The 21,624-nt window shown below is 47.8% G+C and carries 8 protein-coding genes; 1 reads left to right on the top strand and 7 read right to left on the bottom strand.

All coding sequences use genetic code 11. From position 1 onward, the window contains the following. Positions 1–6: 6 nt before the first annotated feature. Genes KHS38_RS05580 through KHS38_RS05590 form a run of 3 tightly spaced genes read right to left on the bottom strand, consistent with a single transcriptional unit; the run spans position 7 to position 2,923 of the window. Positions 7–1,512: a hypothetical protein gene (locus KHS38_RS05580; protein ID WP_213487512.1), complete on the bottom strand. Its 1,506-nt coding sequence runs from the start codon at positions 1,510–1,512 to the stop codon at positions 7–9. Further along, positions 1,502–2,341, bottom strand: a complete 840-nt coding sequence (locus KHS38_RS05585) for a fimbrial biogenesis chaperone (RefSeq protein ID WP_213487513.1) — start codon at positions 2,339–2,341, stop codon at positions 1,502–1,504. The genes KHS38_RS05580 and KHS38_RS05585 overlap by 11 nt, the downstream gene beginning before the upstream one ends. Positions 2,342–2,356: 15 nt before the next feature. Beyond that, on the bottom strand, positions 2,357–2,923 hold the full coding sequence (locus KHS38_RS05590; RefSeq protein ID WP_213487514.1) for a hypothetical protein: 567 nt from the start codon (positions 2,921–2,923) through the stop codon (positions 2,357–2,359). Between the two features lie 359 nt (positions 2,924–3,282). On the opposite strand from KHS38_RS05590, the gene KHS38_RS05595 reads away from it, so the two are divergent. Further along, positions 3,283–6,054, top strand: a complete 2,772-nt coding sequence (locus KHS38_RS05595) for an MSCRAMM family protein (protein WP_213487515.1) — start codon at positions 3,283–3,285, stop codon at positions 6,052–6,054. A 156-nt stretch (positions 6,055–6,210) separates the two neighbouring features. Here KHS38_RS05595 and KHS38_RS05600 read toward each other — a convergent pair whose 3' ends face one another. The 4 genes from KHS38_RS05600 to KHS38_RS05615 are packed head-to-tail and all read right to left on the bottom strand — an operon-like array spanning position 6,211 to position 21,549. Continuing rightward, complete coding sequence (locus tag KHS38_RS05600; RefSeq protein WP_213487516.1) at positions 6,211–6,429, bottom strand: hypothetical protein; 219 nt, start codon at positions 6,427–6,429, stop codon at positions 6,211–6,213. Between the two features lie 5 nt (positions 6,430–6,434). Continuing rightward, positions 6,435–8,423 carry an OmpA family protein gene (locus tag KHS38_RS05605; RefSeq protein ID WP_213487517.1) on the bottom strand — a complete coding sequence of 663 codons (1,989 nt, stop codon included), beginning with the start codon at positions 8,421–8,423 and terminating at the stop codon, positions 6,435–6,437. Positions 8,424–8,428: 5 nt separating this feature from the next. Beyond that, positions 8,429–9,424, bottom strand: coding sequence for a PorP/SprF family type IX secretion system membrane protein (locus KHS38_RS05610; protein WP_213487518.1), 996 nt, complete (start codon positions 9,422–9,424; stop codon positions 8,429–8,431). Next, a complete protein-coding gene (locus KHS38_RS05615; RefSeq protein WP_213487519.1) occupies positions 9,421–21,549 on the bottom strand; it encodes a T9SS type B sorting domain-containing protein in 12,129 nt (4,042 codons plus the stop codon). Before KHS38_RS05615 ends, KHS38_RS05610 begins: the two co-directional genes overlap by 4 nt. Positions 21,550–21,624 lie beyond the last annotated feature (75 nt).

Consider the following 21,624-nt stretch of genomic DNA (forward strand, 5'->3'; position numbering starts at 1 on the left):
CATTCTTTACTGCGCCGTAAAACTATAAGTAATGGTGGTAGAATACATACCGGCCGGCTTATTAAGCAGCCTTCCTGTGTTTGCTGCCTCGATAATATAGCGCAAAGCAATATCCTTGTTCATTGCCGGCTCTGCCCCCGTAATGATGGCCTGATAGCTGGACGATAAAGTAACTCGGTGAGGGATGCCAGGCAGTGTTCCGCTTTGAGCAAGCGGTTCAATAGCAATAAGGTTGTTTAATGATATCGATCCGCCGGTACCATCTAATGTAGTCCCGGCCGCCTTGGCGTAAATCTCGTAGGGGCTGTTTTTATCAATGTGTAAGTGTGCCAGCATATCTGTATGAATGCCCCGGCGATAATGCTCGGCATTCAAAAATCTAAGATCGACAGGTCCCGTGATACTTAACTGAGCAATAGGCGATACATCAACAAACAGGTCTGTAGTTACTGTTTCTGTAGTTCCGTCGTACTTAATAACAGTGAAATTGAGTGGGGAACGATAGGTACCTGTACGTAGGTAGGCACCGGTATATTGAGCAGGCATGCGATAAACAATACTTTCCGTATTTTGCAAAGCACTAGTTCCGGACAGTAAGGGCTTAGCGGTTGTGGATAACGCCGGAATAGGGCTGGCGTTCCCGCCCATTGCACCGGCCTGCGTTTGTATATGAGAAACCAGCATTACCGGCTGGCTCGCGTTGTCCTGATCCAAAAGATTGGAGTAGGCTGTTTTAAGTTGAATTTGGTAAGGTACTGTACTGGTAATACCAATTAACTGTTGCACGGGATTTGCTTGCGGGCCGTTACTATAATCAGAAGCCTGACTGAATTTTAGTCGCGGCACATTCTGCAAACCAGTGATGAGCGAAAAGGGTGCCACATCAATGGTTAAGGTTACATTGACAGTACCATTAGGCACGCCCAGTGCGCTATAGCCGGTATAAAGTAAATCGAGCGTATAGGTGCCTGCTGCTTTCAAAAATTGTTTTACCCCGGCTTGCGATACCGTGTATTTGAGTGTTACCGGCCTGTCTGACCCGAACAAGTTTAAGGCTACGTTGGCCAGACCGTCAAATAACTGCTTATCTGTAGTACTTAAGGTAACCGGATGGCTGGCCGACAATATACTGCTTAATAAGGATGTAAGCCCATCACTACCGGTCACACCGGTAATTTCCGCTCTCAAAACGTCGGCGGTTACAACATTGGTTGTTTTAACGTTAGCCGCCGGCGTGTAGGTAAAATTTGCAGATTGGGCTTTCAGCATAACCTTAGGTAGTACACCGGTGCCGATTAGGCCCAGCACTCCCCTCGTGAAAGAAAAACTATCGCCCGATGTATTAGCACCGCTTAGACTCGCCGTTTCCCAGTTTGCCTGATTAAAGCTTAAAGCGCTGGTTTGCATATTGGACTTAATAGCCAGGGATAAAACCTGCCCCTCTCCTTTTTCAGAATAAGAGAATAGCCAAACCAAGCACAACAACAAGCCACAAAGCGATTTACCTGGCATATTCAAAAGCTTTTTCCGCCACTTTCAGATCGGCGGCAGCGCCGCTGTCTAACATGGCTACAGCAACCAGTTTGCGGCCGGCCAGCTTTGATGGTACATCTACATAAACTATTTGGCGGGCACCCGGCAGCATAGCAACCGACTTATCTGGAAACTTAAATTCCTCGCCCGAGGCTGCGTCGGTAACTTCCAAATGTATACGGGCATCGGCACTTACTTCGCCGGCATTTTTAACAACCAGAGCCAGGCGCTTAAACTCCCCTTCGGGCGTCTTTACTTTCCCCCGGTCATCAAAGGCTACAAAGCTTAAGTCCTTTTTAGTTAATGCTGGTGGTGTATAGTATACATGAATACCCACCTCGAACCGGATATTGATCAATACCTGCTTTTGCCCTGAAGCAGCAGTTGCCTTTTGCTCGTTTACCTGCGTAAAAAAGAGCATGCTGTTTTTAACGCCGCTAGAACCGGCATCAGCCGGTACATTCATGTTAACGGCCACTTCTTGCTCCTGCCCCGGTGCCAGTTCAATAACCTCAGGACTAACTTTGAGCCATGCAGCATTGGAGCTTTTTAGTTTCCCGGCCGGGTAATATACCTTGGCGCCCAAACTATCGCGTTCCCAATCCTGAAGAGAGGCTTTAACAATGATAGGCGCCGTACCTGAGTTTGACAGCCGCACCGTTTGCATACCGCGCTTACCTGCATCATTATTAAAAAACAGCCGGGCAGGAGATGCTGCCAGGCTGCCTTGCGCAAAAATTTTAAAGTGGCCGGTAAAACACCATACCAAGATCACTAATCCTGCTACCCGGCCCTTTAAACACATCATAACTATGGAGAGAAATTAATTAGCAGTTAGTGTATATGTAATCTGAGTTCTGTAGGTATCAGCAGCTAAACCTACAAAACGCTCGTCTTTAGGTGCAGTAAAGTATTGTACGTTTAATGCAGTTTGGGTTGTTGGCTGACCACTTGAAATGAAACGCCCGTTAGTTTGCGACAGGTTTAAGCCCGTGGTATTACCTACTATGTCACTGTTACTGGTTGGTAATAACTTTACTTTAACAGCATCGGCATCAATGGCGCTGCTGTTTGTTCCGGTCATGCCAGCCAGCTTCGCATCCTGGGTTTTTACATCTACGGTATAGTTACCTGTTGATGTAATGAGCAAATGTCCGTTTTTAGTAGCGCTCACACCAGTTACATAATCTTCTGGCTTAGCAAAAGTCAGGTCAATATCGCCCGAACTTACGTTACCTGCACCATCACCAAAGTTAATTTGCAACTGCTCGGTGATGTGAACGTTCAGATTAGAAGTTGCCGTTGAAGTTTGGGCAGTCTGTGCTTTGGCCACACCAATCAGTGACAACATAGAAACTGTTAAAGAAGCGGTTAATAAAAGTTTTTTCATTTCGTAATGAGTTTAATCGTTTAAATATTAACTCAAAGGTAAATACGATCTCTTCAATTCACATCACTCCCAACCGGAATGAATAAAATGATTTTCGTGAAACGACAATGAATAAAATGTATCATGACCGAGATATCAATAACAGTTAATTTTATTCACCGATTAACTATTGATTAACACAACTCAAATTACCATGAGCTACACGCTATCATTTTGGCTACCTGAAATATCGATAAATACCGTTTGGCCCAATGCCGTACTTGCCAGGTACACGCTCGTTTTTCAGGCTAATTGAATTCAGATTGCCTGGTTTGATATTTACACAATTAGCGTATTTGCTATTCACGTTCAATAAATAAATGCCTGTTACGGTCGGTTTCGGTTCAATAAAAGCCCGCTTATTCTGGTTCATTTGCCTTGTGCTTGTTTTCGATGGTATAGAAAGTAAGGCACAACAGGCATCTGGTATCCGCTGCTTTTTTGAACAGGATACACTTGTTATAAATCATAACGGCACATTCAGCAACAAACTGCATTTAATAAACACTACACCAACTACTGTTTATCTTACCCGCGCACATTCTACTGATGAGGGGATGCTTATTACTCCGCCCGATACCCTAATGTTGCCGCCGAATGCGGAGCGCACCTTCCCGGTAAAGTATCTTTCGTCCAACCGCACTATTCACCACGCCTTGCAGCTTTTCGCCGTTCATTACCGTACTACCACCCAGCCAGCCCAGCAAATTACAGGTAGCTTTTACACCCAACTTGATGAGCCGGGCCAGTTCCTGTTACAGGCCATTGATCCTGTTATTTATGTCGATCAGCAAACGGCCCGGCTGTCGGCCCGCTTTAAGATGCTCAACAAGCGCTATGATGCGGTAAATGTTAACATACGCATCAAGTCATCTTCAGAAGCTTTACAGGTTCCTATTCCTGTACAGCAACTATTAATGGATGCCGGCGCTGAACGGTTAGTAGTTTTTGAAGCCCACCTGGCTGCAAAGAAAATCAATCAGCCCGATATGCAGCTACAGGTGTTCGCAGAAGATGCGACCGGCAAACTGCTGGCAGAGCGGCAAATAAAAGTGGTTGTACTAAGCAGTAACAAAAGCGTTTTACTCACACCATCTCTGATGATGCCTGATAATAGTTTGGAGCTTACGGCTATATCGGGTAATGATAATAATCAATATCTATTGCGTGGCAATGGCAACTTTCGTCTGGAAAAAGACTCGCGATTAAGTTATAACCTGAATGCAAATTATTACAACGCTATAGCAGCCTATGATTTGCGTGATACCTATATAAGCTTTGACAGCAAGCATGCAGGTGTAAAGACCGGTACTATTGGCGAAAATCTGGAGATGCCTTTATACGGCCGTGGCATTAAAGCATACGGTTCTGTTAGTAAAAGTACCGTGAACCTGTATTATGTAAATAATGCTTATCTACTTTACTCCAGCCAGCATGCCACACTGCTTAACCATGCGCCAAATACCTTAGCAGGTAACTATCGTTACCAAAAATCTGAAAACACTTATTGGGAAGCTACTTATATTCATCAGAGTGATGACGTGCAGCAATTGCGTACCAACCTGGCCCATGTGAACAGTCATATGCAGTTATCAAGCAACCAACTGCTGGAAGTTACCGCAGGTTATAGTACAGAAAGCCGCACCACCAATAATACAAACCAGATTGGCTATGCCGGTGGCATTAACTACACGGGCAGCTTTGGTTCATTTGAACTATCATCAGGCAATTTTATGAGCAGCAGCTATTACAGCGGTTTGCGGCGGGGCACCCTGCAGCTCAATGAACAGTTAAGCTACTCGGCCCCAAATGGCTTAAAACTGGTTGCCCGTTTTACCAGGCTCCGCAACAATCCACAGTATCTAACCGACCAAACTTTCCTGGCTTCCTATAATGATATGAGTTCCTATGAAGTAGCGGCATCATTTCAGCCCATAAAACGGCTGTTTGTGAGTTTGCGACCTTACCTTCAGCAACAAAACGTGAGTGCTTTGCAGTTTGCGCCGGCCGAAAGCGGAAAGTTGTCGGCCATTGCGCATCGTATTGCGGCTGATTTCCGGTACTCATTATCTGGTGCACATTCACTTTCATTCAATGCTGATTACGGTATACTGTGCAACCGCGAGCTGACGGATGATCAGGGACAGAAATCTGTTCGGCTTTCTTTGAATTATTACAGCGGCCAGTTTGGCCTGAATGCTTTTGCGCTGATAGGGCCTTATTACTTGCTTGACCAATATTACCTGCTTTATAAGCAATACAACACCAATTATGCATTAGCGCCGTATGTTAATTTTTCCATGTTCAGGCATAAGCTTAACCTGAATTTATCACATAGCTTTAACTACAGTAAATCGTACGTCAGATCATTTAACGCCGGTTTTTCGGGACTGGCTAAGCTGAACCTGCCCGGTAACTGGGCGTTATCAGGACAAGTTTATTATAATCGCTATGCTGGTTACAGCCGCTACCAAACACAACTTGGCGTAATCAAAAACTTTAACGTTGCCGGTTCTGCCGGCAGGCACAAACTAGAGCTATCCTTTTTTGAAGATGCCAACGGTAACGGTGTTCACGATAATCAGGAAAAACTGGTACCGGGCGTACTGGTAAGTATGGATCAAACCATAGCCCGCAGCAATCAGCATGGCGAAGTTACTTATATTGATGTGCCTGCCGGCATGCACCAAATACAAGTGATTGACGCTAAAGGAAGGAGTACGAATACTATCGGGAACATTTTATTAAAGAAAAATACCCGGCAGCTTATTGCCCTTACCCGCAATGCCTCGCTTACCGGCCGCATACAACCTGTAAAACAAAAGTACCAGCAAACGGCCGTGCTACTGGAAGGTATACGCATTACGGCAACTGATGCGCAAAACCGCACATTTTTCACATTAACGGATGAAAATGGAGAGTTTAACTTGTTCTTGCCAGTTAATCAATACACTATAACCACCAGCGCATCCGGCAACGGCTACACTATCCGTAACCCGAGCCAAAGCATACAGGTAGCACAAACCACTTCCGAGCCGGTAATATTTACGCTGATAGATAACAGCCAAAAAGTACAGGTACAGCGTTTTTAAGGAGAGCATTAATTTAAATTTATTACTGCACAAAAAACCCTGCAGCTTAATTGGCTGCAGGGTAACAACTATCACTCTCACTAAGCAGCAGAAGCAAGTGCCTTCTGCCGATACAGGTTTTGGTAACGGCCTGTATACCCGCTTTATCTTTCCCGTTTAGGTAACCATCCAAGCTAAAGTCACTAAACTGATACCTATGTTCACCACCCCAACAATTAACACATCTTCAAATTCGCCATTTATACCTTTGTTAACACCTATTAAGTAAACGCCCAAAATTCTGAAAGCGCCATAAAGACCGGTACCGATGGCCAGTAACAGGAAACACAGTTTAATAATTTCACCCGATAAAACACCGTTAGCTACGCTATTCATTTTATTTACTGTTTAATTCCGTTTAACACCACAACGTCTGTTTTTAATACTGTAAACTCGGTTCTGCGGTTCAACTGGCGTCCGTCCGCGTTATCCTTACCATCGGGCAAAGAGTTGGGTTCAATAGGCTTGGCCTCGCCATATCCACGGGCAAATATCCGGTCCATCGGAATACCTTTAGAAATAATATAATCAACGCAGGATTGTGCCCGCTTTTGGGAAAGCTGCAGATTGTACTCCTCGCTGCCTACAGAATCCGTATGCGCACCCAGCTCAATTTTAAGCTTTGGGTTATCATTCAAGATGGTTGCAATGCCGTCCAATACAGTTTTTGACTCTTGGCGCAAAGTGGCCATATTATAATCATACAGAATATTTTGAATTACAATAGGCTTACCCACTTCAAACGGTTGCAGACAGGCGTCGGGCTGATATAGGGTGTCAGCCATCATTTTACCGTTGCCGTCTACCGGAACTGATTTGGTAAAATATCCGCTTTTTTCAAATAAGAGTTTATATGGCCGCTTGGTATCAATTCTGAAACTATATGGTGCATCAGAAGCCAGTGTAAGCTGCTTAACGGTTTGTTTGGAAATAGAATCCACCAAACTGACTGTTGCACCGGTTAACACCTTTTGCGTACTGCAATCCATCAAATGGCCGCTAACAAAGTAACGCTTGTCGGTCACCTCAAACAACTCCAGGCAGCAATCCGATTCCCGGTCAGAACTGATAAAGAAACGACCGTCATGACTAACATTGGGACAAAAATATAAGTCATCCTTAGCTGAATTCATGGGATAACCCATGTTGCGGGGTGCAGCCCAGTTGCCCAGGTCACCAAAGCTCTCAAAAAAATCGAATCCACCTAAACCCGTAAACCCTCTGGAGCTGTAAATCAACCGGTGTGTATTTTCCTCGTAATATGGCGCCTGTTCATCCATCGCCGTATTGATTTCAGGCCCGAGATTAAGGGAGTTGGTGGGATTGCCCTGCTCGTCCAGATTACAAATCCACAAATCATTGGCACCCTGCCCGCCGGGTTTATTAGATACAAATAGCATTCGCCTACCATCTGCCGTAATAAACGGCTGTATGGCGCTAAACCCTTCCGGGTTAACATTGGAATTCAGCTTGCGCGGCCGGGACCATGCCTCGCCCTGGCGTTCACTGCAATAAATAGCATGTACAATCTTACTGCCTTCTTTGTACCAGCGGGTAAAATAAAGCCGCTTTCCGGCCGGGTCCATGGATGGTGTTCCGTACTCAATTTCTTTACGGCCTTCCTCATCCTGAAAACGGATAATTTCCGGTTCTGCAGTGTTATTATTAGCCAGATGATAAATCCTGTTCAGGTGGCGTTTATCATTTTTGATTAAGCGGGATGAGGTAAACCAATAGTTTTCGTCCCGTTTAATAGTTGCATAATTAGAGCCGTCTGAATTCCACTTACCCTTGAGCTTCTTCACGTCTATTGATGCCGGGAAGGCATACTGCTCCTTTGCAAACAAACAGTTACGGATTTCTTTTTCGGCCAGCGCCAGGCTTGAGGCATCGCCCTTATACGCATTTTTGAATTGTTCCAGCTGCTTAATTGCCTCATCAAAATGCTGGTTAGCCCGCAGGCATATACCGTACCACAAGCGTGCTAAAGGGTAATTGGTTTGTTGTGCATCATTCAGCACCTGGTAATACCAGGGCTCCGCTTCCAGATAGTTCTCATATAAACGATAGGAATCGGCCAGTTTGTACTTGATATAAAGCTGGTCGCCGGGCTTTTGCCCGTTTTGCGGCTTGCCTGAGCTGCTTTGGTATGGCAAATCAACGGCCTTGGTTATTTTCAAACCATCGGCGGCTTTCAGGTAATAATAAGCAGCTTCATAATAATCTTTGTTAACAAATGCCCTGTCGCCTTCCGCTTTATAATCCTGAACATACTGGGCAAGTGCCGGCCACGAAGCTGCTAAAAAAAGTAAGGTAAAAAATCTCTTCATGTAATTTATAATCTTGGGCAAATAGGTTCAGGCTCCTGAAAGCGTTTACGAAAAACATAACTGATGGAAAGTTCAATCCCCCCCTGCCCGCTGGTGGCCCGGGTAAGTGATGATGTATTAAAGTCGTAACTGGCACCGATAATCAGGCTGTTTACATGGTAACCCACATTGGCAGCGGCGGCATCATTCCAGCGATACAATCCACCCAAAATAAAGCCTTGATCGTAATTCAGCTTAAATTCGGAATAAGCGCCCAGTGCCTTAATTTCTGCTTTTTGCTGCTTGATGTACAAAGCATGGGGTGTAATATCGAAGCTTGGCGAAGCATGGATACGCAGACCGCCATGCACTGCGTAACGCAAAGGAATTCTTGCTTTATCATCTCCTGAAAAGCCATCTTTTGGACGGGATAAATGCCCCACGCTTGCGCCCCCGAAGGCGTTCACTATCTTGTTGGGATCGCCGTTGTAGTAAAATATACCCGCATTGGCATCAAAAACTGTGGTATTGGTATTACTGAAACGCTCATAGCTGGGCAGCGACGGATCAAACCCCGAACCGGGATTATACTGATTTCCGAACTGCAAGCGGCTCATATCAAAACTACGGTTAATTACACCGGCCTGCAGGCCGAAGTGCAACCGGTCATTTCCATCGGTAGAGATAGCTACACCATAACCGAATGAACCATAGGCGCTGAAATAGTTAAAGCTGTTGCCACCGGCTGATTGGTCCAGTATGGTAAGACCTAATCCTACCTTATCGGTAGCCCGGAAATCGCCTGATACGGCAGCCGTTTGGTACGCCTGGTTTACGGAAGCCCACTGGTTTTTATAGTTAGCACTTACCCGGCCATTGCCGTTAATTACCCCGGTAAGGGCTGGGTTTAGCCAAAGCGGATAAGCATAATATTGCGAGAAATGCGGATCCACCTGGGCTTTAAGCTGGGTTACTGCTCCTGTGGTCAGGAGCAGTAATAGTATAGAGATTACTTTCTTCATCGTATCAAATTAATTGTTCCTTTTTTACGGATCACTTGCCCGTTGTTCATTGTAGCTTCCAGTATGTAGACATACACCCCTACCGGCTGCTGTCTGCCTTTGTAGGTACCGTCCCATCCCTGACTTTGGTTCAGGCCACGGAACTGCATTTCGCCCCATTGGTCATAAATCCAAAGCGTCATGTTCTTCACACCCGGGCCGTATACCTGGAAGTAATCGTTATTACCGTCCCCGTTCGGGCTAAAAGCATTCGGGATGTACAGGTCGTTACCCATCGGGTTATCGGCAGTACCGGTTACGGCGTCTGACAATGCATCCAGCAAGCAGGCCGCCTGTCTGGTGGCTTTAACCAGTATAGTCACCTTATCGCCAGGCTGCAGGCCGGTCACGGTATGGGTAAGTCCGGTTGCTCCGGAGCTTGGATTGCTGAATGTTTGTCCGTTGTCCAAACTGATCTGGTAACCTGCCGCTCCGCTTACGCTATTCCAGCGGAAGGTTACACTTGAGGTGGTTACCGCCTCTACAGTCACAACCGGCGCATTCAGCACCGATTCAATCTGTACGGTAACAGGTGTGCGTGTGCTGCTGGTACATCCGCCTGCATTTACAGCGTCGGCATAGTAAGTTGTGGCATTATTAATTACAGGTGTAACAAACTGCGAGCCGGTGAACAATACTGTACCTCCTGTTGCAGATGCATACCATCTGATGGTTAGTCCGGGGCTATTAACCGTTGCTGCCAGCGTAGCTGTGCTGCCTGCACAAACACGGGTTCCCTGTGCGCTGATTTGCGGTGCAACCGGAGCCGGCGCTACTGTTACGCGAACCGGCGTACGGCTGCTCGATGCGCAACCTGAACTATTAACCGCCTCCACATACCAGATTACATCGCTTGTGATTTGAGGCGTGGTAATGGTTGCGCCGGTAAATACCGCAGCCCTGCCCGATGCTGATGTATACCACTGATAGGTTATTCCGGCTTGCGGATTAGCCACGGCAAGTGTAGCCTGACCACCTGCACAAACGGCTACATCATTGCTAACTGCCACAGGTGTTGCCGGGGCCGGTACTACGTTTACCTGCACACTCGCCAACGTACTGCTGCTGCATGAACCGTTTGACGCGCTCACATAGTAGGTTGCATTAGCGTTAATTGGCCCCGTGGTATAAACCGCTCCGGTAAATAACAGATCAGTTTGTGAAGCAGAACTGTACCAGTTATAGGTTACACCTTGTTGTGGCGATGCTATGGTCAGCGTAGCCGGACTACCTGCACAAACATTTACGGTTGTTGCTGCCAGTACCGGGGTAGCTGGCTTAGGTAACACAACCACATTTACCGGTATGCGTGCAGATGGGTTACAGCTTTGTGTGCTAATTGCCTGTAAATAGTAGGCGGTATTTACATTCAACACGCGGGTTGTAAATGCCGTACCCGTATAAACAGGACTGGTTGCGCTTGCTGAAATGTACCAGTTATAGGTAGTAGCAGCATCCGGGTTGGTAATATGCAATATTGCGGCCGATTGCTGGCATACCTGCAGATCATCTGCATTAACGGATGGTGCAGCTGCCTGCATAGTATTTATGCTGATCTGAACCGGTGTACGGATTGCCGATACACAGCCGCCGGTATTGCTCACTGCCTCTGCATAATATGTAGTTGCCGTGGTAAGCGCAGGGGTTACAAAAGTAGCGCCTGTAAATACCGGTGTACCGCCAGTTGCCGAGGTATACCAGTTGAAGGTTACACCAACAGTATTGCTGGTAGCGGTTAAAGTAGCACTGCTACCTACACAAACCGACGGCACAGTAGCGCCCCCTTGTGCTGTTACTACCGGAGATGTTGGTATAGAGCCTACATTAACAGTAACTGCTGTACGTGTTGCTGATGTACAGCTGGTACCATTCACTGCTTCCACATAATAAGTTGTGTTACCAGTAAGCACAGGCGTAGTAAAGCTTGCGCCGGTTGCTATTGGTGAACCACCTGTTGCATTTACATACCAGTTGTAAACAATACCGGTTTGCGGATTAGCCACCGTAACAGCAACTGTACTGCCATTACAAGCCTGCAACACATTACCGTTGGCAATTACCGGTGCTGCAGGCGCTTGCTGCACAATTACCCGGGCTGCAGTCAGGTTAGCGCTTGTGCAGCCGGCTGCATTTATAGCAGCTACATAATAAGTTGTGTTTGTATTAATCGCACCCGTTACAAACGTAGTTCCTTCAAATATGCTGTTTGTGCGGGCCGGTGAATCAAACCATTGGTAGGTTACGCCAGCTTGTGGCGAATTAACCGACAGCGTAGCTGAACTACCAGCGCATACATTCACATCAGTGGCTACCAATACCACATCCTGTGGCAGTTCTGTTACGGTAACCGCAATAGGTGTACGGGTAGCCGAGACGCATCCACCATTATTGCTAACTGCTTCCACGTAATAGGTGGTGTTAGATGTTAAAGACGGTGTAGTAAAGGTTGAACCGGTGAATACAGGAGTTCCGCCACTGGCTTGCGTGTACCAGTTGAAGGTTACACCTGATGTAGTACTGGTAGCTGTTAAGGCGATGCCGTTACCTGTACATACCACAGGACTGGCACTACCGCCCTGTGCGGTTACCACCGGTGCTACCGGCGATGGGTTAACATTAACGGCAACGGCTGATCTTGCGGCTGATATGCAGCCTGCAGCATTCACAGCTTCAACATAATAAGTTGCATTTTCACTTAGCGTGCCTGTTGCAAAGCTGGTACCGGTAAACACCGGCGTACCGCCAGTTGCTGAGGTGTACCAATTATAAGTTAATCCGTTATCAGGGTTAGCAATAGTTAAAGTTACCTGTGTACCTATACATGTTGATACGACACTGCCGTTGGCAATTACCGGAGCTGTAGGAGCTTGCTGAACGGTTACCTGGGCGGTAGCTGCATTTGCACTGGTACAACCTGAAGTATTTACAGCAATTACATAATAAGTAGTATTTGCAGTGATGGCACTGGTTACAAAAGTGGTTCCTTCAAACACCTTATTGCTTCGATCTGCCGAATCAAACCATTGATAAGTTGTACCAGCCTGCGGTGAGCTAACGGTAAAAGTAGCCGTATTGCCTGAACAAACAGCCACACTGTTGGTGGCCAATACCACGTCTTGCGGTATTGCGTTTACGGTGACAGATACTGGCGTACGGGTTGCTGACACGCATCCGCCATTGTTACTTACCGCTTCCACGTAATAAGTGGTATTGGCAGTCAGCACAGGCGTTGTGTACGTTGCGCCGGTAAATACAAATGTACCACCTGTGGCCTGGCTGTACCAGTTATAAGTTACATCGGCAGTGGTGCTGCTGGCCGTAAGTGTAACTTGCCTGTTGGCACAAGTTACCGGGCTGCTGGCTCCGCCCTGTGCAGTAACCACAGGTGCAACAGGCAATGGTGTAACATTTACATTCACTTGCGTACGTGTAGCCGATACGCATCCACCTGCATTTATAGCTTCTGCATAATAGGAGGTGTTGGCGGTAAGGTTGGCCGTGGTAAAGCTGACACCGCTATAAACCGGTGTACCACCATTAGCTGTAGTATACCAGTTGTAGGTATAGCCGGTTGCGGGCGTGCCTATGGTTAAAGTTACGGCACTGCCAGTACAGGTTTGAACAGCCGAACCATTGGCAATTACCGGTGCATTTGGTGCCGCCTGTACAGTTACCCGTGCAATAGCAACGTTTGCGCTAACACAGCCCGATGCATTAACAGCAACTACATAAAATGCGGTATTGCTGGTGATAGGGCCCGTTGTATATGTAGTACCTTCAAACACTTTTGTTGTGCGATCCGGTGAGGTATACCATTGGTAGGTTACACCTTGCTGAGGTGCATTGATGTTAAAGGTTGCGGTGGTACCCAAACAAACTTCGGCATTATCGTTAGCCAGCACCACATCCTGAGGCAGGCCGTTTACAGTTATGCCGATAGCTGCTCTTGTGGCCGAAGCGCAACCTGAGCTATTAGCTACCGCCTCTACATAATAAGTGGTATTGGCTGTTAAAGCTGGCGTAACAAATTGCTGGCCGGTAAACACTGGTGTTCCGCCAGTTGTAGATGTATACCAGTTAAAGGTTACATCCGGCGTAGTGCTGGTTGCGGTTAGGGTAATGCTGCTGCCCGTGCATACAGCCGGATTAGCTACCCCACCCTGCGCTGCAACTACAGGAAGTGCCGGTAAGGCATTCACGGCAACCGCTACACTGGCCCGTGCGGCAGAAGCACAACCTACGGTGTTAACAGCCTCTGCAAAGTACGTTACATTTCCGGTCAGCGCACCGGTGGTGAAGCTGGTTCCGGTGAATACTGGCGTGCCACCGGTTGCTGCGGTATACCAATTGTAAGTGTAGCCGCTTACAGGATTGGCGATATCCAGTGTTACGGCAGAACCGGCACAGGTTTGTGCCGTGCCTCCGTTGGCAATTATAGGTGTGGTTGGTGCAGACTGTACCGTTACCTGTGCGGAAACTGCATTAGTACTGCTGCAGCCTGCCGCATTTACGCCAACTACATAATAGGTCATGTTGGCCGTCATAGGCCCGGTTACAAAGGTTGTACCTTCAAATACCTTGTTGCTGCGATCTGCCGAGTCAAACCACTGGTAAGTTACGCCAGCTTGTGGCGAACTGATTGTTAAAGTAGCAGGAGCACCCGCACAAACTGTTACATTGTTTGCTGCCAGTGCCACATCCTGCGGCAGTTCATTTACCGTAATTTGAACCGGCGTACGAATTGCGGACACGCAACCTGTTGCATTGGCCACTGCCTCTACATAATAAGTGGTAACAGCGGTCAATGCCGGTGTTGTAAATGCTGCACCTGTAAATACCGGCGTACCACCTGTAGCTGCGGTATACCAGTTGAAGGTTACATCAGCAGTGGTACTAGTAGCGGTTAAGGTAGCGCTGCTGCCTGTACAAACCGATGGCGTAGTAGCACCACCTTGTGCTGTTACTGCCGGAGATGCCGGTAAGGCGTTCACGATAATATTTACGGCAGTACGTGATGACGATACGCAACCGTCAGCATTAGAAGCTTCTATATAGTAGATAGTATTTCCGGTTAACGCTGCTGTTGTAAAGCTGGTGCCGGCAAATACCGGTGCACCACCGGTTGCAGCTGTATACCATCGGTAGGTGAAGCCATTTTCGGGATTTGCAATAGTTAAAGTAGCTGCTGCACCCGTACAGGTCTGCACAGTGCTGCCATTGGCTACTAAAGGTGCGCCCGGAGCTTGTTGTACACTTACCTGTGCAGTTGCCAAATTAGCACTGCTGCAGCCGGCTGCACTTATTGCGGCTACATAATAAGTTGTATTGGTGCTAATCGGACCGGTTACAAAGGTGGTTCCTTCAAACACCATATTTGTACGTGCTGGCGAATCAAACCACTGATAAGTTATGCCAGCTTGGGGCGATGCTATGGCAAACGTAGCCGGGCTGCCTGCACAAACCGCAACATTAGCGTTTATCAGTACCGCATCCTGCGGCAATGCATTCACCGTAATGGTTACCGGTGTACGGGTTGATGCATTACAGTTACCAGCTTCGGCTGCTTCTACGTAGTAAGTCGCCGTTGCTGTGAGAACTGGTGTAATAAATTGTGTGCCTGTATACAGCAGCGTGCCGCCTGTAGCGGCGTTAAACCAGCGGTAAACCACATTAGCTTGCGCGTTGGCGATGCTTACCGTAGCGTTGTTACCGGCACATATACTTAAACCACCGGCTGGTGCCTGAACCTGCGGCTGTGCCGGAACCGGCCTTACTATGATGGCCGCAGCGGTACGCGTTGCGCTTATACAATCAGTGCTGCTCATCGCTTCTGCGTAATAAGTAGCATTGGTTGTTAAATTATTAAGCGAAAGGGTTGTGCCGGTAAATACAGGTGTACCACCGGTAGCCTTTGTATACCAATTATATTGCAGGCCAGCTACCGGGTTTACTATACTAACTGATGCGCTACCACCATAACAAACCTCGGTTTGGCTTGCGCTCACTACAGGTGCCGCAACCTGTCCGTTCACCGTTATGTTAGCTGCTACCCGGCCACCGTTATTGGTACAACCTACAGCACTGGTTGCCTGTACATAGTAAGTTGTGTTTTGGGATATAGCCGGCGTTGTAAACGTCGTACCGGTAAATACTGGCGTACCGCCAGACTGGCCTAAAAACCATTGGTAAGTAACCCCATTTTCCGGATTCAGCACTTGTAATACAGCATTGCTGCCTGCACACACTTGCGTGTTGGTTGCCAGTAAACCCGGTGCAGATGGGCGTGGATTTACCGTAACCGTTGTCTGTGTGCGTGCAGGGCTATTGCAGCTTCCATTAACCAGTTCTGCATAATAGCTGGTTGTTGTTATTGGTGATACGCCGAAGGTGGCACCAGTAAACAACAGGTTGCCGCCTGTAGGTGCATCATACCAGTTTACAGTTGCACCCGTTGCGTTGGTTACGGTTAGAGCCACCTGCTCACCAGCACATGCCTGGATGTTATTTTGTGCCAGTACCGGATTAGCAGGCGTTGGCGTTACATTTACGGTTGCAGCAACACGGTTCGGGTTTGGACAGCTATTGGCTGAACGTACACTTTCTACATAATAAGTGGTAGTGGCAGACAATGTTGGCGTGGTAAAAGTTGTGCCCGTAGCAACAGGTGAACCGCCGGTTGGCGTGGTGTACCAGTTATAAGTAACACCATTACGTGCGTTACTCACGCTGAATGTAGCGGTATTGCCCGAGCAGATGTTGGCCGTAGTTGCAGCCAGCACAGGGGCTTCCACCTGTTTACTGCTATAAAACACATCCAGCGTATTGAATAAACCGGCAACCGCGCCGTTGAGTCTGACCTCAACACGGTCAGATGCGGCCTGCGGTGCAAAACGAACCAGCGCGGTTTGTCCGCCTGCCAAAACCTGTACACGCACGGTGTTGGCATTCAGCAGGACGCCGTCATTATTATAGCTATTGCCATTATAAGATGCAATTCTGATTCGATCCAATACGCCTACTGACGCAATATTTACCGGGAAGCGAAGGCGAACGCTTACCGTATCGCCAATGTTACCGCTTTCAGGGAAAATCAATTGTTGTGCAACAAACGAGCCGGCAATACCTGCGGTTATGTTCAGGCGGCTGAAATTAGTTGTATCGCTATCCACCGCATTGTCCGGATTAGCTATCGTACAACCCACACAGGCCAAACCACCGTTTATGTTTATTGACTGCGTATTCGCAAAATCACAATTAGTTGCAAATACCGGGTTAACGGTGATAGTTACAGGTGTACGGCTTGCGCTTATGCAACCGCTTGCCGTAACAAAGCTTTCTACATAGTAAGTAGTGGTATTGGTTAAAGTTGGTGTGGTGAACACCGCGCCGGTATATACAGGTGTACCACCGGTTGGCGTAGTGTACCAGTTAAATGATGTTCCGGCAGTTGTGCTCGAAGCTGTTAAGGTAGCGGTTTGGGCCGAAGTGATCTGACCACCGGCAGGGTTTACCGCTACAACCGGCGCTACAGGGGCTGGGTTAACAACCACATCGGCTCTTGCCCGTTGAGTGCTTACACAATTACCGGCTACTGCTTCAACATAATAAGAAGTATTTGAAGATAAAGCCGGCGTTGTAAACTGTGCGCCGGTAAATACCGGCGTACCACCGGTAGCTGCTGTATACCAGTTAAACGTAACTCCTGCTTGGGTTGATGTAGCAGATAAAACAGCAGATGAACCTGCACAAACCTGTACCGGGCTTTGTGTAATTACCGGCACCGGCACCTCGTTATTTACGTTGGCTGTTACTAATGTGCGTGTAACGCTTGCACATTGCCCGTTAGCGATAGCCTCTGCATAGTAATTAGTAGTGCTGGTAAGCGGACTGGTGGTAAAGGTATTACCCGTAAACACTGGCGTACCGCCTGTCGGTGCAGTATACCAGTTCACCGCTGCCCCGCTTACCGCTTGTGCGGTGAAGGATGCTGGCTGGCCGGAGCAAACGGTTACTGTGGTATTAGCTATTTGAGGAGCAGCAGGTACAGCGGTTACCGTTACGGTTGCCGGTGTGCGTACGCTTTGCACGCAGCCGGTTGCTGTTCTGCTGGCTTCTGCATAATAAGTAGTGGTTGTATTAAGTGCCGGTGTAGTAAAGGTAGTACCGGTAAATACTGGCGTACCACCGGTTGGCGTGGTATACCACCTTACCGTTACGCCATCAGGCACGGATGCAGTTAAAGTAGCTTGAGAGCCTCCGCATGCGGCTACATTAGTGGTAGCTACCACAGGTGCGGCTACAGCCTGTGCAGCGTCATAAATATTTAGCGAAGTTAATGCGCCTGCAGCAGCTGAATTTAAGCGGATCTCAACCCGGTCAAAATCTTGTTGTGCAGCAAAAGCTATCCGGAAACGGCTTTGCCCATTCAGTAAACTTAAACCTAACAGTGATCCATTTACTGCAAAGCGGTCATTATTGTAAGTACTGCCATTATAAGTGGCCAGGCCAATCCGCGAAAGCAGCCCCACATCAGCCAATGATCCAGGTATGCCTAATTCTACAACCACACTATCGCCTGCATGGCCGGTGTTGGCAAAACGCAATGTTTGTTGCGCATAAGCATTCAGCAAGCCAACCGGTACATTCAGTTGAGAGGAAGTATTCCGGTCGTTATCTATCGCTCCAGTAGTATTAGCGATGGAACAACCCAGGCAAACCACACCGTTAACATCGGCGGTCTGATCAATCGCAGCATCGCAGGCAACCGGATTAGGGCCGCTTTGATTTACGGTTACGGTAGCAGTAGCGCGGGTTGCAGATACAGCACCGGTAGCCGGCACTACAGCTTCGGCATAAAAAGTAGTATTGGCAAACTGAGCTGGCGTAACAAAGGTAGCACCGGTATATACAGATGTACCGCCGGTAGCCGTAGTATACCAGTTAAACACTGCCCCTGGTGTGGTTGACGAAGCTGTGAAGGTAGCCGTTTGACCCGGGTTAACGGTTTGAGAAGGCGGGTTCACTGCTATATCAGGAATAACTACTGGGTTAACTGTTATATTAACCGGCGTACGGGTGGTGGATACACAGCTGCCCAATGCCGACCCAGCATAATAGGTAGTATTGGTGGTAAGCGCTGGTGTAGTGAAAGTATTACCCGTAGCCACCGGCGTGCCGCCGGTAGATGTAGTGTACCATTGCACGGTTGCGTTGGTTGGTGGCGTTGCCGTTAAAGTAGCTGCTTGCCCGCTATTAATGGTTACTTGCCCAGCCCCGGCAACCGGCGCAGCCGGCACATCGTTCACTAAAACCTGAAGCGGGTAACGCACCGGGCTAACACAGCCATTGCGTGCATACTCTATATAATAAGAAGTATTGCCATTCAATGCAGGTGTACTAAAGCTGCTGCCGGTAGCAACAGCGGTACCACCAGTTGGCGTGGTATACCAGTTAAAGATACCACCGGCAGGTGCAGTAACATTGAGCTGCGCTGAACTACCCTTACAAATTTCGGGACTTGCCGGATTTACTACAGGCGACATGAACTGCTGTGCAGCATAATAAACTTGCAGCGAGGTAAGCAACCCCGCCAAACCTGAGTTGAGCCTTATACTAAGGCGGTCATAGTTGCCGGTTGCCGGAATATAAACTGCATATTGGTTGCTTCCACCACCTAAGGCTCTTATCTGAATAGTTGAATTATTTAACGCATAACGAGCTACCTGGTTGGTACCATTTAAAACGGCTACCTCAATTTGACTAAGCAAGCTTACATCGGCCAAACCTACCGGCGTTTGCAACACCAGTTTAATAGTATCACCAGCTAACCCGGCTTGCTGGAAACGCAGTTCCTGCTCAGCATAACCGCCGGACAAACCTGCAGTAACGCGGATGGTTGATGCGGTTGCAGTATCTGCATCAACAGCCAGTGCTCTGTTATCAATATCACATGCCACACAAACACCATTAATTGCGCTGGACTGCTGGTTAGCAAAGCTGCACGGTGCATTGGTATTGATATTAACTTGGATGGTTACCGGCGTACGGCTCGCCGATAAACAGCCCGTACTATTTACTACGCCTACATAATAAGTTGTGTTAGCATATAAAGGCGCAGTTTGATAAGTAACTCCTGTAAAAACCGGCGTTGCTGCCGTTTGCGAAGTATACCAGTTGTAAGTGTTACCAGTTTGTGCGTTGCTGACACTGATGGTTGCCGATTGGCCTACACTAACGGCAGTGCTGTTAGCCTGCAATATTGCATCAGCCGGCTTGGGCTGTACGGTAACACTGGCCTGTGCACGCTGTGTACTACTGCATCCCGCGGCATTTACCGCTTCCACATAGTAATCAGCGTTGGCTGTTAAGGCCGGAGTGGTAAACGTGTTGCCAGTATATAAAATAGTGCCGCCTGTTGCCGTGCTGTACCAATTGTATTGCAAACCGGCTTGGGGGTTTGCAACTGATAGCACAGCGGCTTCACCATTACAAACGGTTACGGTAGCCGCAGTTAAACCAGGTTGAGCTGGCGGCGTTGCTACAGTAGCAGTTACCGGCGTACGTACTGCACTTATGCATTGCCCGCCTGCCACTGCCTCGGCATAATAGGTGGTTGTTTGTGTAAGCGAACTGGTAGTAAATGTATTGCCTGTAGCTACAGGTATACCGCCGGTTGGCGTAGTATACCAATTAACAACCACACCGTTAACGGCAGTAGCCGCAAACGTAGCAAATTGACCTGCACATATATTTAAGTCGGCCTGTGCAACAGTTGGCGCTGCCGGTACCGGGCTCACGTTGATAGGAACAGGCGTACGCTCAGACGCATCTGTACAACCAGCTCTAACCGCCTCTACATAATAGGTTGTACTATCGGATAAAGCCGGTGTGGTAAATTGTGCGCCGGTAGATACAGGTGCACCACCGGTTGCTACTGTATACCATTTGAAAGTAGTATTGGGTACAGCATTCACGTCTAAAGTAACGGAACTTCCGGAACAAGCCTGAATGTTTCCGGCAACGGTTCCATTATAGGTAACCACCGGCCGTGTAATCAATCGCTGCCCTTCATAAAAATCAAGCGTTGACAGCACATTGGCTATACCTCCGCCCAGCCGGAGCTGCACACGATCAAAAACCTGGGTAGGTGCATAAGTAATGGTTACCCGGCGCCGGCTTCCGTTTAAATCAAGCAATCTTACATTCAGCAGCGCGGCACTTGTTGATATAGCATCATTATTTGAAGAATCGCCCCTGAAAGTAGAGATAGAGATATTGGATAGCACACCCGCGTCCAACAAATTCTGCGGTATGGATAACGTGAGCCGAATGGAATCTCCGATGGTTGACGGGTTGTTAAAGATAAGTGTTTGCTGTGCATAGGCACCTACCAGGCCTACCCCTGCATTCAATGTAGAGGCTGTTGCAGGGTTGCCGTCAATAGCTTGCTGCGGGTTAACTACCCCGCCCACATTTAACCCAAGGTTCAGCAATCCTGCTGAAATACCGTGCAGCTCATCAAATGCCTGGGTGCAAGCTGCAGCAGCATTGTTAGTATAATAGGCCTCATATAAATCAATACTACCAAGCACCCCGGCCAATCCGCCATTAAGGGTAACCCGTATACGATCGTAATTTCCGCCTGGCGTAAAAGTAGCCAGCACCTGATTACTATTACTTAACAGCGAAACAAGCCTGTTAGCCGCAATAGGATCACCCACCGGTGTACCATTATTGTAAGCCTGTAAAGAGATAGCACCTAATGCCTGCAGGCTTAACAAACTATTGCTACTACCTAATTTAATAGTAGCCGGCGTTCCACCAGGTACTACGGCGCCGGGAAAAATTATTTCCTGCCAGGTTTGCGCCAACAAGCCTACTGCTACATTAATAGTGGAATAGGTTTGCAAATTACCATCTGCTGCGTTCGGGCCGCCAGTAACTATACAGTTTGCACAAAGTAATCCGGAACGGCCGCTTTGCTGGCTCGAACCAAAATTTTGCTGTGCGTATACACCAAATGGCAACAACAGCGTTATACATAGGAACAGCAAACATTTAATAAAACCGGAAGTAGAAATTCTCATAAGCAATCACTTAAATATCAGGGGGCTGGTATAAAACTCCCATAAAATTAAAGCGCGTTTGTAAGAATAGGCCTG

It is taken from the genome of Mucilaginibacter sp. Bleaf8 (assembly GCF_018390515.1).
Classification (GTDB): domain Bacteria; phylum Bacteroidota; class Bacteroidia; order Sphingobacteriales; family Sphingobacteriaceae; genus Mucilaginibacter.

Coding starts and splice junctions, on each gene's coding strand:
- KHS38_RS05605 (WP_213487517.1), bottom strand. CDS start 8,423: ATGAAGAGATTTTTTACCTTACTTTTTTTAGCAGCTTCGTGGCCGGCA.
- KHS38_RS05580 (WP_213487512.1), bottom strand. CDS start 1,512: ATGCCAGGTAAATCGCTTTGTGGCTTGTTGTTGTGCTTGGTTTGGCTA.
- KHS38_RS05585 (WP_213487513.1), bottom strand. CDS start 2,341: ATGATGTGTTTAAAGGGCCGGGTAGCAGGATTAGTGATCTTGGTATGG.
- KHS38_RS05610 (WP_213487518.1), bottom strand. CDS start 9,424: ATGAAGAAAGTAATCTCTATACTATTACTGCTCCTGACCACAGGAGCA.
- KHS38_RS05615 (WP_213487519.1), bottom strand. CDS start 21,549: ATGAGAATTTCTACTTCCGGTTTTATTAAATGTTTGCTGTTCCTATGT.
- KHS38_RS05590 (WP_213487514.1), bottom strand. CDS start 2,923: ATGAAAAAACTTTTATTAACCGCTTCTTTAACAGTTTCTATGTTGTCA.
- KHS38_RS05600 (WP_213487516.1), bottom strand. CDS start 6,429: ATGAATAGCGTAGCTAACGGTGTTTTATCGGGTGAAATTATTAAACTG.
- KHS38_RS05595 (WP_213487515.1), top strand. CDS start 3,283: ATGCCTGTTACGGTCGGTTTCGGTTCAATAAAAGCCCGCTTATTCTGG.